Origin of the sequence: Flavobacterium sp. 316 (genome assembly GCF_000967805.1) — a bacterium.
GTDB classification, from domain to species: Bacteria; Bacteroidota; Bacteroidia; order Flavobacteriales; family Flavobacteriaceae; genus Flavobacterium; species Flavobacterium sediminilitoris.
In genome coordinates this window covers 25,399-39,594 of the sequence record NZ_JYGZ01000005.1, presented here as the reverse complement: position 1 = coordinate 39,594, position 14,196 = coordinate 25,399, and the positions used below count along the sequence as shown (strand labels likewise).

At 25.7% G+C, this 14,196-nt stretch carries 13 protein-coding genes; 12 read left to right on the top strand and 1 reads right to left on the bottom strand.

Features of this window, described 5'->3' with window-relative positions:
• Window position 1 precedes the first annotated feature (1 nt).
• The 12 genes from SY27_RS11305 (at window position 2) to SY27_RS11250 (ending at window position 12,872) form a co-directional block, all read left to right on the top strand.
• The gene (locus SY27_RS11305; protein ID WP_045970355.1) at window positions 2-1,849 is read left to right on the top strand and encodes a glycosyltransferase family 39 protein; all 1,848 of its coding nucleotides are present in this window, start codon (window positions 2-4) and stop codon (window positions 1,847-1,849) included.
• 34 nt (window positions 1,850-1,883) lie between these two features.
• Window positions 1,884-2,441 carry a hypothetical protein gene (locus SY27_RS11300; protein WP_045970353.1) on the top strand — a complete coding sequence of 186 codons (558 nt, stop codon included), beginning with the start codon at window positions 1,884-1,886 and terminating at the stop codon, window positions 2,439-2,441.
• Window positions 2,442-2,523: 82 nt separating this feature from the next.
• A complete protein-coding gene (locus SY27_RS11295; RefSeq protein ID WP_045970351.1) occupies window positions 2,524-3,033 on the top strand; it encodes a hypothetical protein in 510 nt (169 codons plus the stop codon).
• Window positions 3,034-3,039: 6 nt separating this feature from the next.
• Complete coding sequence (locus tag SY27_RS11290; RefSeq protein ID WP_045970349.1) at window positions 3,040-4,329, top strand: oligosaccharide flippase family protein; 1,290 nt, start codon at window positions 3,040-3,042, stop codon at window positions 4,327-4,329.
• Window positions 4,295-4,975 (top strand): DapH/DapD/GlmU-related protein, encoded by a 681-nt coding sequence (locus SY27_RS19095; RefSeq protein WP_045970347.1) that lies wholly within the window; start codon window positions 4,295-4,297, stop codon window positions 4,973-4,975. Before SY27_RS11290 ends, SY27_RS19095 begins: the two co-directional genes overlap by 35 nt.
• On the top strand, window positions 4,972-6,198 hold the full coding sequence (locus SY27_RS11280; RefSeq protein ID WP_045970345.1) for an O-antigen ligase family protein: 1,227 nt from the start codon (window positions 4,972-4,974) through the stop codon (window positions 6,196-6,198). The genes SY27_RS19095 and SY27_RS11280 overlap by 4 nt, the downstream gene beginning before the upstream one ends.
• The gene (locus SY27_RS11275) at window positions 6,198-7,337 is read left to right on the top strand and encodes a glycosyltransferase family 4 protein (protein WP_045970343.1); all 1,140 of its coding nucleotides are present in this window, start codon (window positions 6,198-6,200) and stop codon (window positions 7,335-7,337) included. Before SY27_RS11280 ends, SY27_RS11275 begins: the two co-directional genes overlap by 1 nt.
• A 30-nt stretch (window positions 7,338-7,367) precedes the next feature.
• On the top strand, window positions 7,368-8,477 hold the full coding sequence (locus SY27_RS11270; RefSeq protein ID WP_045970341.1) for a DUF1972 domain-containing protein: 1,110 nt from the start codon (window positions 7,368-7,370) through the stop codon (window positions 8,475-8,477).
• 172 nt (window positions 8,478-8,649) lie between these two features.
• On the top strand, window positions 8,650-9,774 hold the full coding sequence (locus SY27_RS11265) for an O-antigen ligase family protein (RefSeq protein ID WP_161794150.1): 1,125 nt from the start codon (window positions 8,650-8,652) through the stop codon (window positions 9,772-9,774).
• Window positions 9,771-10,754 carry a UDP-glucuronic acid decarboxylase family protein gene (locus SY27_RS11260; protein WP_045970337.1) on the top strand — a complete coding sequence of 328 codons (984 nt, stop codon included), beginning with the start codon at window positions 9,771-9,773 and terminating at the stop codon, window positions 10,752-10,754. The genes SY27_RS11265 and SY27_RS11260 overlap by 4 nt, the downstream gene beginning before the upstream one ends.
• A 1-nt stretch (window position 10,755) precedes the next feature.
• A complete protein-coding gene (locus SY27_RS11255; RefSeq protein WP_045970334.1) occupies window positions 10,756-12,120 on the top strand; it encodes an undecaprenyl-phosphate glucose phosphotransferase in 1,365 nt (454 codons plus the stop codon).
• Complete coding sequence (locus SY27_RS11250) at window positions 12,120-12,872, top strand: glycosyltransferase family 2 protein (protein ID WP_045970332.1); 753 nt, start codon at window positions 12,120-12,122, stop codon at window positions 12,870-12,872. The genes SY27_RS11255 and SY27_RS11250 overlap by 1 nt, the downstream gene beginning before the upstream one ends.
• Here the strand turns inward: SY27_RS11250 and SY27_RS11245 are convergent.
• Window positions 12,869-14,179: a phenylacetate--CoA ligase family protein gene (locus tag SY27_RS11245; RefSeq protein ID WP_045970330.1), complete on the bottom strand. Its 1,311-nt coding sequence runs from the start codon at window positions 14,177-14,179 to the stop codon at window positions 12,869-12,871. The two genes, SY27_RS11250 and SY27_RS11245, sit on opposite strands and share 4 nt — an antisense overlap.
• Window positions 14,180-14,196 lie beyond the last annotated feature (17 nt).

The following is a 14,196-nucleotide window of genomic DNA, read 5'->3' as shown; positions in this document are numbered from 1 at the left end:
AATGAAAAAATACAAAGACATTTTTATAAAAAATAAGTGGTTAGTAATAATATTAATCATAGCATCTATTCTAAGACTTTATAAATTGGATTTCCAAAGTCTTTGGATGGATGAAATTTATACTTTAAATGTTGCTAGTTCAAATCACTCATTTACTAAAATTATTAGTGAGGTTAATTTAAGAGAGAGTTTTCCTTATATGTATTTTTTTATTATGAATACAATGTTCACTATTTTTGGTAATACAGATATAGTTGCAAGGTTTCCATCCGCGATTTTTGGAATAGCTGCTGTTTTCATGATGTATAAATTAGGAAAGGAAGCATATTCGAAAAATGTAGGACTTATCTCAGCTTTATTGTTTACATTTAATGAATATGCAATTTATCATTCACAAGAAGCTAGAGCTTACTCTATGTACTTGTTTTTTTTACTTTTTTCCTATTATAGACTTATCAAATATTTAAAAAAAGACACAAGAAAAAATTTAATTTGGTATGCAGTTAGTGCTGGGTTATTACTAAACTCTAATTTTTTTAGTGTTATAAACGTTATAGCGCAAGGTGTAGTTTTGTTATTTTTATTTTTTACAATTGAAAAACAAGAAAGAATTCAATTTTTTAAAAAAATATTTATCATTATAAGTATAATATTTTTGTTTTTTTTACCAAATGCATATAAATTTTATTTATTAAGTCAATTTAACTCTAGTTGGATTCCAGCTCCTTCAGATGAAGGTTTAACAGGAATTTTAAAAGAATTTTTGAGCACTTCTGAAATTTTACTTTTTATTTATAGCTTTTTATTTACTTATTTTATGATTATTGTTTTTAGCGATAAAAAAACTAAAAATATTAAAAATATGCGTACTAATAAATTAGTATTTAATTATTGGATTGTTTTTTCATGGATATCATTTGTTTTGATAACGATTGTTATGAAGTCTTATTTAAGTTCCTCACTATATGTGTCAAGATACTTCATAAGCGTTATTCCTGCAATTATTTTAATAATCTCAATATCTTTAGATAAAATAAAAAATCAACAAATAAAAATTTCTTTTTTCTTCCTTTTACTTTTCTTTATGTTGTTTAATCTGGTAGTTGTTAAAAAATATTATAATAACCCATCAAAGACTCAGTTTAGAGAAGCCTCTCAATTAATAATTAAAAATAATAAAACAAAAGAAACTGTTTACACAAGTTTAAAGTATTGGTTTGATTATTATTTAAATGAAAAGGATTTCAATTTAGTTGAAAAAACAGACTTAGAAACACTAATTAATGAAATGAAATTAGATTCTACTAAGGTTAAACCTTTTTGGTACATAGATGCACACGGAAGACCTTTTAATTTAACAGAAGAGTCTCAACGTTTTATAAATGATAATTTTTATATTGAAAATAACTTTGATGGACTTGATGCTTGGTCTAAACATTTTATTTTGTTAAAAGATGTAAAAAAAGATGTTGACATATCTAGTTTTGGTGAACTTAAAGATTATAATGGATCTCCTTTTATGTTCAATATTGAAGTTTTTGAAACAACTGATGAATTAATTAAGGTTTCTGGATGGGCTTATTTTGACAAACAAAGTAGTGAGAAAAGTATAATTAAGCTAGTTTTAATTAAAGAAGGTAAGGCTACAATTATACCTTCACAAAAAGTTAGTAGACCAGATGTAACTTCATATTTTGAAAGTTTATTTGATTTATCTTATTCTGGATTTCAATCGAATTTTGATATAAAAAATCTCCCAAAAGGGGAGTATAAACTAGGAATTTTGATTGAAAATAAAGCAACAAATAAAAGAGGGTTAAATTTGACTAGTAAAAGCATAATTAAATAAAAAAATAATATAAATTTGTAAAAAAATTAACAAAATGAAATTTAAAATATTTACTATTATAGTAATAACATTATTAATGTTGTCTTGTAAAAAAGAGCTGAAAACTCAAAATAATGACCAAACAATTGAAATCAAAGATGACTTTTTTAGAGCTACTTTTGAATTAACTGTTTTGGAAGATGATAATATGCATTTATATTATAGTGTTGATGGGACTACAAATTTTGATGAAAAAAACTCACTTTGGGTTCCAGTAAAAGGGAGTAGTGATGTTCAGCCAGTAACTTTTGTCTTTCCAGAAGGTGTTATTCCATCGCTTTTTAGAGTTGATTTTGGCTTTGGAAAAAATGAAAAGCAATCAGATGTCTCAATTAAAGATCTTAAAATGAGCTTTATGGGTCTAGAGGAAAAGATTGAAGGAGTAGCCATAATGGAATATTTCACACCAAATACAGATGTTACAGAAGTTGTTCCAGGAACCTCTATTTTAAAGAGAGTTAAGAAAGATCAAGAAATTGGTCCTATTTTATACCCAAAAGCTATTTTATCTGAAAAAATTAACAAACTAACATTCGGAAATAGTCCAGAATAAAAATTAAAGTATAAAAAAAGTGAACTTAAGTTCACTTTTTTTATACTTTAATTTTACATCTTTGTACTCTAAGAATATAAATATGAAATACAGAATCTTTGTTAAATTATTTTTAATTTCTTTTGTTGTTGGTTGTAGTAATTCTAACACAACTAATAAATTTCTATTAAAAATAGATTCTGTAATTCAAGAAACAGATTCTATTCATGTTTTTTATACAACAAATTCTACAATAGAATTTAACGAAAAAGCATCTTTCTGGAAAAAAGTTAATGGTAGCTCTAAAAATCAAAAAATAGAGTTTTTATTTCCGGATACTATTCTCCCAAAACAAATTCGAATGGATTTAGGTAATAATATTAATCAACAAGAAATTGTTTTAAATAAAGTTGATTTTCAATACAAAAACAAGAGTTTTTCTCTACAAGGTAAAGAAATTTACTATTACTTTAGAATTGATGAATCTGTAACAGAGTTAGACAAGGAACTTGGCACTTTAAAAAGAAGAGATAGTTTACAAGCAAGAGGACCATCACTATACCCTAAAGGAGATAATTTATTTAATAAATTAAGTAAATTTCAAAATGATTAAGTTGTAATGATTAGAAAATTAAACCAATTATTACAAAACAATCATCAATTGGGAAAACTTTCCATTTATGGTTTTGGGCAATTATTTAATTTAGTTACTCCGTTAATAGTTGTTCCATATATAGTAAATATCTGTGGTGAAGAAAATTTTGGAAAAACAGCCGTAGGAATGGCAATTGCTTTTTTTTTAATTGTTTTTATTGATTATAGTTCTGATATTACTGGAGTAAGAGAGGTGTCTTTAAACCGAAACTCCAAAGCTAAACTAGAAGATATTTTTTTAACTACTTATACATTAAAATTTTTTATTCTCATTTTGGTAGTTATAGCTTTTTTATTTTTCATTTTTCATTTCAATTATTTTCAGTCAGAAAAATCTTTATTTTTATTTAGTTTAACGATTTTATTAGGGCAAATTGTTAGTCCTATCTGGTTTTTACAAGGTGTTGAAAATGTAAAGTGGATTACTGTTTATAACATAATTTCTAAAATTATTTATTTAGGATTAGTGTTTTTTTTCATAAAAAAAGAGAGCGATTATATTTATGTTAATTTATTTTGGGGAGTTGGAATGTTTTTGTCTGGAATTGTTTTTTTAATTAAAATTATAATAGAACATCAGTTTTCTGTTTTTAATATTAAAATAAAGAATGTAAAAAATCTATTAAAGAAAGATTTTTCAATGTTTTCATCACAAATATTTTTGTCTTTACATCTATATGCCCCAGTTATAATTATAAGTTATTTTGGAAATAATTTAATGGCAGGTCAGTATAAGATTGTAGATCAAATAATAGTAATATTTAAAACATACATCTTTTTATTTTTTAACTATGTTTTTCCTAAAGTTTGTTTTGAATTAGATTCAAATAGAAAAATGGGATTTAAAAACTGGAAAATATTTAACGGAGTAAATTTTGTTTTTATATTCATTTCTATGGTTTTTATTTATGTTTTTGCATATGAAATTATCTCTTATTTTAACCCTACAAATAGATATTTACTTACTAATTTATTACAAATTGCCGTTTTTATACCATTTCTTTTATCTATTTCTATACCTTTAAAACAATTAGTCTTAGCAGAAAATCATAAAAGATTTTATATTGCTACCACATATATTGTAGTATTAGTAAACTTAATGATAATATTGTTTTTATTACCTGTTTTTGAAGTTTATGGTGTTTTTTATTCTTTACTCTTTACAGAGCTACTAGTAATATTTTTTTATCTTTATTCCCTAAAAAAAGTCTTCAATAAAAATGATAAGAAACCTCTTTCAAAAATTATTAAATAAAGCGGGTAAAAACTACACCATTGATCCTAATATTCCGCAGAGTTTATTGGTAAACAGTTTGTTTGCAAGATTAATTCTATTACTTAGGGGTTATGTTTTTTTTCAAAGGAGAATTTTTTTAGGCATTGGGTGTACTATTTCTAATAAAAAAAACATAGTTATCGGTCAAAATGTAACTATCGATAAAAGATGTGATATAGATGGTTATGCTCAAAATAAATTAATATTTGGTAATAATGTAAAAATAGGAGCTTATTCTTTAATTACATGCACGAGTCATTTTTCTAAATATGGAAAAGGGATTTCAATTGGTAATAATTCTGCTTGTGGTAGATTTACAGAGTTTGGTGCAGCAGGAGGCATCCAAATAGGTAATGACGTTATAATGGGGTCTTATATAAGTTTTCATTCTGAAAATCATTTATTTTCAGATCCATCTAAACTAATTAGAGAGCAAGGGGTAAGTTCTATTGGAATAAAAATAGGGAATAATGTTTGGATAGGTGCTAAAGCTACGTTTTTAGATGGTTCATTTGTAGGAAACAATTGTGTTGTAGCAGCAGGTGCAGTAGTTACTTCTGTTTTTCCAGATAATGTTGTTATTGGAGGAATTCCAGCAAAGATTTTAAAAGAAATAAATAAATGAGAGTAAAGAGAGAGTTATTATACTTTTTTTTATTTACACTTTGTGTAATTGTTCCTTTTTTTAATAATTATGAACTTACATTTTTAATATGGGCAACAACTGTAATTTTAACAGTTAAAAAAATATATTCTAAGACATTTATAATATTACTTAGTTTGTTTATTGTCATTTTCTTTTTGGCAATGTTTATGGGAGTATTCTATCAACACAAGTTATATTTTGTAATTAGAGATATAACCTATCTTTTAAAACCAATTTTAGGTTTATTAATAGGGTATCAAATGTTTAAATCAAATAGTACAAAACCTCTTAATTATATTCTATATGCGGGTGTTATAATAGCTGTATACCACTTACTTTTAGTTATTTATGCTTTTTTAATAGTTAGAGTGTCTAATATGCATGTTTTAAGATTTATAGCAGGCTACTTTAATGATTATGAAGTTTATGTTTTGGTCCTTTTATTATTCTATAAAAAATTTAATATTGAGATTTCTAAGAAGAGAAGAATAACGTTTCTATTAATTTTAGGAGCATCAAGCTTTTTTTATTTAGCTCGAACAAATTTTATACAATTTTTGATTCTTGTTCTAGCATTAAAAGGATACTTTGTTATAAATAAAAGAAATATCATGATATTATCTTCTATTGTTTTATTAATAGGTATTTCATATACAGCAGTTTATTATTATAATCCAAGTAGGTATGGAAAAGGAGTTGAAGCTTTTCTGTATAAAGTTAAAAATTCACCATTAGAGGCTTTTAAAACAAAAATAAACAGGGAAGATTGGAAAGACTTTAATGACAATTATAGAGCTTATGAAAATATTAGATTATTTCAACAAATGTCAAGTAGAAAAACATTTCTATTTGGAGAAGGAGTTGGCTCTCAAGTAAATTTAAAGCAAAAAGTATTATTAGGTGATATGTATCTAAAATATATATCAATTCTTCATAATGGCTTTTCAACAGTATTATTAAAAACAGGAATAATTGGTTTAATAATATATTTAATTTCTATTTTATTAATGTTTAAAAATCCAATGTACAAAGATGAATTAGTACAAAGCATTAATTATGTTTTTGTTGGAACAGGTGTATTCTTATTTATTTCTAATTGGGTATTTATGGGTTTTTATAATTTAGTTGACACAAAGACAATTATTATAGGGTTTCTTATTGCTTATAGAGAGCAGTTAATTAAAAATTTAAAAAGTACTTAATGAAGAATATTCTCTTTATTCATCAATCTTCTGAATTGTATGGTTCAGATAAAACACTATTACTTTTTATTAAAAATATAGATAGGAACATTTTTTTTCCAGTAGTTGTATTACCAGATGAAGGACCTTTAAAAATGGAGCTAGAAAAATTAAATGTTATAGTTATAATTGCTCCCGTTCTTAAATTATATAGAGCAATGTTTAAACCTAAACATTTATTTCGATTTTTAAAAGATTATAAAAAAGGAGTTTCAATTTTAGATTCTATAAATCATAAATACAAATTTGATATCGTATATTCTAATACACTTGCTGTTTTATTGGGTTTATTTTTTTCTAACAAGAAAAAAATAAAGCATATTTGGCATGTTCATGAAATTATTGAGCACCCAAAAATTATAGCATGGATTTTTCCAAAATTTCTATATTATTTTTCAGATGTTATAATTTGTAATTCAGAAGCAACAAAAAAAAACATTATAAATCGAGAGTCTCGAAATCAAACTAAAACAATTGTTGTCCATAACGGAGTTGAACAAACTAATATTAGTAATATAGATAGAAAAGAAAATTATGGCTTTCACAAAAATGACATTGTAATAACGTTGATTGGAAGAATAAGTAGATTAAAAGGACATAAATTATTACTTGCCACTTATATAAATCAATTTAGTAATTCCGAAAATATAAAATTGTTATTTGTAGGCTCACCAGTTGTTGAACAAGAATTTTATTTAGAAGAAATTAAGCAGATCATAAAAAATAATTTCGTAGAAAATAAAGTTAAAATTCTTCCTTTTACTAAAACATTGGAAAATGTTTGGAATATAACAGACATAGCAATAATGCCTTCAACTGAAAAAGAATCATTTGGCCTAGTAGCAGTAGAAGCTATGTTTGCTAGAAAACCCGTAATTGCTGCAAATCACGGTGGTTTAACTGAAATAGTAATAAATAATGAAACAGGAATATTGTTTGAACCAAACGATCAAAGTAGTTTAGCTGATGCAATTCAAAAACTTATAGATTCAGAAAGTTTAAGGATAGAATATGGAAATAAAGGATATGAGAGAGCAGTAAAACAATTTTCTTTAGAAAAGTATTCAAAAAATATTCAAAATACCATTCAAAATTTATAAATAACTATATTTGCTTCAAGTTAAAAAACTATGAAGATAGCTATTCTTGGAACAAGAGGAGTTCCTAATTATTATGGAGGATTTGAACAATTTGCTGAATTTTTTTCTGTTTATTTAGTTGAAAAAGGTCATGAAGTATATTGTTACAATTCGCATAATCACAAATATCAAGAAAAAACATTTCATGGTGTAAACATCATTCATCAAAATGATCCTGAACATAAAATGGGAACTTTTGGTCAATTTATATATGATTATAATTGTATAATGGATTCTCGTAAAAGAGGTTTTGATATTATTTTGCAATTGGGTTATACAAGTAATTCTATATGGTTCTTTTTACTTCCTAAAAAATCAATTATCATTACGAATATGGATGGGATAGAGTGGAAACGTTCAAAATACTCAAAACCAGTACAACAATTTCTTCGCTTTGCAGAAAGATTAGCAGCAATTAGCAGTGATTATTTGGTTTCTGATTCATTAGGAATAAAAAAATTCTTAAAAGAACGTTATAGAAAGGAGTCAATTTACATTGCTTATGGAGCACATCCTTTTAATGATCCTAATGAGGATATAATAAAAGAATATAATGTAGAAAAAGGAAATTATAGCATGATTATGGCTCGTTTTGAACCTGAAAATAATCTTGATATGGTTTTAGAAGGAGTTGCCTTGAATAGTGAAGACAAAACTCCTATTTTAGTTGTGGGTAACCATGAGACAAAATATGGAAGTTATTTAAAAGATAAGTTTAAAGATTATTCCAATATAAGGTTTATGGGTGGAATTTACAATTTAGAACATTTAAATAACCTTCGTTATTATTCTAAATTTTATTTTCATGGACATTCTGTTGGAGGAACAAACCCTTCATTATTAGAAGCAATGGCTTCAAAAGCATTGATTTTAGCTCATAATAATGATTTTAATAAAGGAGTTTTAAAAGAGAACGCTTATTTTTTTTCGTCTCCTGAAGAAGTTAAAAAATTACTTCAAACTATCAAAAAAAATGATAACTTGCAGTTTATTGAAAACAACTTTAAAGCTATTATTAAAGATTTTAATTGGAATAAAATAAATGGGCAATATTTACAACTTTTTGAAGAATGTTTTAACCGACATAAAATCGGAAAATAGAGAAAATAATTCCTTCATTTTTTTGTTATTTTTTTTTGTTACAATTCCTCTTTCTTTAGGGTTAAATAATGTTTTTTTAATTCTTTTTTTAGTATCAATTTTTTTTCTTGCAGAGAGAAAAAAAATCAATTTTTCAGAAGAACTTTTTTTCCCAATACTTTTTTATATTATAATGTTGTTTTCTTATTTTTGGACTATAAATAAGAATACAACTTTAAATGCTATACCAAAAGAAATTGTATTATTATTGATTCCTCTTTCCTTTATGGTGTTACAGCCTATTACTGAAAGATATAAAAGTAAAATATTAAAATATTATAGTTATTCTATAGTTTTATTTGTTATCTATTTTTTAATAAGAGCAATAATCAGATTCTTTATTTTTAAAGATATAAGTTTTTTTTTTTATCACGGTGAATATGATAATGATATAGGATTAGTTCCAAAAGACTTAAATGCAATTCATGTTTCTGTTTTTGTAGCAATTGCTTTTTTTTATTTTTACACATCATCTACAAACCAAATATTCAATACTATTATTTTGATAGTTCTATTTGGGTTTATAGTATTGTTATCTTCTAAAAACATAATTTTAGTATTCATTATATTGATATTAATCCATTTTTTCTTTTTTTCTAAATCAGGCAATAAAATGCGATTAAGAAATATATTTCTTTTTCTAATTATTATTGGATTTGTATTTTCTTTTGGAAAAATAAAGGAAAGATTTCAATTAGAATTTCAAACAAATTCTGATAAAAGTTTGAGCAGCAACGTAATTAAAGGATTACCAGAAGGAGTCCATAATGTAAGTATTGCAGAAGCTTGGACAAATGAGAAATTCACTCCAAACCACTTTTTTCCAGGGACAGCATTTAGAGTTTATCAAGCAAGATTATTTTTCGAGTTTTTAAATGAAGAAGATATATTTTGGACAGGATTTGGGCTCAATGCATCGTATGAAAAAATAGAAGAAAAGGCAAAGTATTATGATGTTTTTCAAGGCAATAAAAAAATTGAAGGTTATCAGAAAAAAAACTTTCACAATCAATATATTCAAGTTTTTGCAGAATTAGGTTTTTTAGGTTTTTTACTTTTACTATTATTACTATTCTTAAATCTTAAAAGAGCTATTAAATATAAAGATTTTATTCATATTACTTTTGCAGTTCTAATGATAAGTGTATTTTTGACAGAGTCTTTTTTATGGAGGCAAAGAGGAGTAGTGTTTTTTACAATTTTTTATTGTTTATTCAATTCAAAAGAAATAAAGTTTAATTCAAAAGAAAATAAATGAAGAGAGTATTAATAACAGGTGCTGCAGGGTTTTTGGGTTCGCATTTATGTGATAGGTTTTTATCTGAAGGTTATTTCGTCATAGGAATGGATAACCTTATAACTGGGGATTTAAAAAACATTGAACATCTTTTCAAAGAAAAGAATTTTGAGTTTTACCATCATGATATTACGAAATTTGTACATATCCCAGGTAAATTAGACTATATTTTACATTTTGCATCACCAGCAAGTCCAATCGATTATTTAAAAATACCGATTCAGACTTTAAAAGTGGGATCATTAGGGACACATAATTTACTCGGATTAGCTAGGGTTAAAAAAGCACGTATTTTAATTGCTTCTACATCTGAAATTTATGGAGATCCTTTAATTCATCCACAAACAGAAGAGTATTATGGAAATGTGAATACTATTGGACCACGTGGTGTTTACGACGAAGCAAAACGTTTCCAAGAATCAATTACTATGGCTTATCACACTTTTCACGGTGTAGAAACTCGCATACTAAGGATTTTTAATACATATGGACCAAGAATGAGATTAAATGATGGGCGTGTAATTCCTGCATTTATTGGTCAAGCATTAAGAGGTGAAGACTTAACAGTTTTCGGTGACGGAAGTCAAACTAGATCATTCTGTTATGTAGATGATCAAGTAGAAGGTATCTGGAAATTATTACATTCGGATTACCATTTGCCTATAAATATTGGAAATCCAGATGAGATTACTATTAAAGATTTTGCAGAAGAAATAATTAAGTTGACAGGAACTTCACAAAAAATAATTTATAAGGATTTGCCAATGAATGATCCTCTGCAAAGACAACCAGACATTACAAAAGCTAAAGAAATTTTAAACTGGGAACCTAAAGTTGGAAGAGCAGAAGGAATGAAAATCACTTATGATTATTTTAGATCGCTTTCTACTGAAGAATTAGCAAAAGAGGAACATAAAGATTTTACTAAATACATTTATTAGTATGCCTAATAATAAGGGAAGATATTCAAAATATATAAGACCTATAAATATTTTTTTAGACGTTTTTATGATTATAATTTTATTTCCATTCTTTTTTAAAGAATTGGGAATAAACCGTTTTTATTTTAGTATCTATTTATTGTTAACGTGGTTTATAATTTCTTTTTCTACTAAATTTTATGAAGTATATCGATTTACAACACCTGTAGAAATTATATCTAAAATAGTTAAACAAGCTTTTTTCTTCTTATTATTAATAATTGTTTTTTTTCCGTTTAATAAGACATTAACTTTTAATGGTTTAGAAATAGTAAAGTATATTACAATTCTTTTTTTAGGTATTATAATTTTTAAAACGATATTTTTTTATTATTTAAAAAAGTATAGGATTGTTACTGGGAATAATTATAGAAATACAATAATTATAGGTTATACTGATCAATCTAAAGATTTAAAAGATCTCTTTGATAAAAGGCCAGATTATGGATATAAGTTTAAGGGTTTTTTTTCAGATAAGAAGAATAATGAAAATGTTATTGGAAAAATAGATGCAATAAAGAGCTACTGTATTGAACAAAAAATTGATGAAATATATTGTTCATTAAATGAAATATCTAATGATAAGCTTAAAAGTTTAGTTGAATTTTCAGATATTAATGAAATTGTGATCAAATTTATACCTGATACAAAGGCAATATTTTCTAAGAATTTAAAAATAGATTATTATGGATTATTTCCTGTATTATCTTTAAGGAAGACACCATTACATGATCCTTCTATAAAATTTTTAAAAAGAACATTTGATTTTTTGTTTTCAATGGTTATAGTAGTAGTTGTCCTATCTTGGTTAATGCCAATAATGGCAATTTTAATAAAATTAGAATCAAAAGGTCCTGTTTTTTTTAAACAAAGTAGACCAGGATTAGATGAAAAAGGCTTTGTCTGTTATAAATTTAGGTCTATGAGGCCTAATGGCACAACAGAACAAGAAGCATCTAGAAATGATCCTAGAGTAACGCGTATTGGTAGATTTATTAGAAAAACTAGTTTAGATGAATTACCACAGTTTTTTAATGTCCTTCTTGGAGATATGTCTGTTGTTGGTCCTCGTCCTCATTTATGGTCACAAAATATAAATTACGGGAAAAAAGTAAAAAAATATATGGTTCGTCACTATGTCAAACCAGGAATAACTGGTTTAGCACAGGTAAAAGGGTATAGAGGTGAAATTGAAACAGAAGAGGATATGATTAATAGAATTAGATATGATGTTTTTTATATCGAAAATTGGTCAATATTTTTAGATATTAAAATTATAATTCTTACTATAATTAATATTTTTAAAGGAGAAGAAAAAGCATATTAATGAATGAATTGGTATCCATAATAACTCCAACCTTTAATTCAGCTAAATTTATAGATGAAACTATTCAATCAGTTAGAAATCAAACCTATACTAATTGGGAAATGATTATTGTTGATGATGGTTCTACAGATAATACAGAAGAAATAATTTCACTTGTAGTTAAAAAGGATAATCGAATTAGATTTTATAAATTAGATAAAAACTCAGGTGCTGCTGTAGCTAGAAATAGAGGAATAGAAGATGCTAAAGGGCAATATTTAACTTTTATTGATGCAGATGATATTTGGTTTCCAGATTTTATTAAAAATAGTGTAAAGACAATAAAAGAAACAAAAATCTCTTTTGTGTTTTCTTCTTATAAAAGAGCAAATGAAGAATTAGAGTTTATATATTCTGATTTTATTGTTCCTAAAAAAGCTACATATACTGATATTTTGAAATCCAATTCCATTAGTTGTTTGACAGCATTCGTAGATATAAAAAGGCTAGGAAAAAAATTCATGCCATTAATTAGAAAACGTCAGGATATGGGATTATGGTTACAATATTTAAAAGCAATTCCTTATGCTTATGGTATTCAAGAAACACAGGCAATTTACCGTATTCGCAAAAACTCCCTTTCTAGAAAAAAAGGAGATTTAATAAAATACCAATGGCAGTTTTATAGAGAAGTTGAAAATCTAAACTTTTTACAATCAGTATATTATATGTTGCACTGGATGTATAGAGGTTTTATGAAATATAGGAATTAAAGTAAAGATTCAAATTGTTTTAATTTTCCTCTTGCAGTTCGTTTTAAAACGTCTTTTCGATTGTACGTAAAATACAATCCAGATTCTAAATATGTAGCAATTGCTTTTTCAATTTTTTGAATTTGTAGTGAAGTTAATTTAGTAGAACTAACATAATCTATTTCAAAGGTGTCTAGTTTAGTTTGACGAATAATAAATTCTTTTACATTTCCATCATCTTCAATGATACTTTTGGTAACATAGTAAAAAGTTAAACCAGGAGACTTTTTTCCACTTGGGAGAATAGCAATATCACTTGTGCGTCCTATTAATTTTTTTAAAATTGGCATTTTCGAAGTGCTGGCCTCATCTAAAATTCCAATATCACCTATTTCATAGCGAATAAAAGGATGTGCTTTGTTAAATAAAGATGTAATAACTATTTTCCCTTCTGTACCATTTGCAACTGGTTGATTGTTTTCATCTAATATCTCTACAAATAAGGTTTCACTGTTCACTTGCCATTCTCCTTGAGGATTTTGAAATGCAATCAAATCCAATTCTGAAGCACCGTATTCATTTACAATGGGAACACCTAAATATTTTTCTAATAGTATTTTATCTTCTTCAAATAACATTTCAGAGGTTACCATACAAACTTTTAATGTTGGACAAACATCAGTTAAAACAATGTTTTTCTTTTTAAGATATTTTCCAAATAAGACAATCGAACTAGTATAGCCATTGATGTAATCAAACTTTTTTTCTTGAAATTTTTGAAGAATTTTAGCTAAGACGACATCTGATAGATCGAAAATAGGGAAACGATATCGCTTACTTAAAATATCTTTTAATCTTTCTTTTCTATATCCTAAGAAATCTAAAGGGATTCCATAAAAACGAGCTTGATAAGACGAATTGAAATTAATATTATACCACCCAAACCTATAGATAATTGAAGCCCAAGTTATAGCATGAGCTTCTTTGTCTTTTGCAAAAATGAATGGATCACCACTAGAACCAGATGTTTTATTTATAAAAACAGTTTTTTTTATATAGTCTTTCGATAACCTTTCGTGTAATGGTTTTTGTAAATCATTTTTAGTAATAACAGGTAAGTCATTCCAATTTTTAAATGTATTAGTTCCAACAAGATTTTGATAGAAAGAGTTATTTTTTAAGTGATAAACAGCAATTTCTCTTTTTTTATTTTCAATATATCCTTGATAATTTTCACCAGGAATTTTTAAAATTTTATTTAGTTCAATTCTAGCTTTTTCAATAGGAAAGCCATTTAGTTTCAAAGTAAGATTAAATAAATTGAACATATCAGAAATTTAATTTC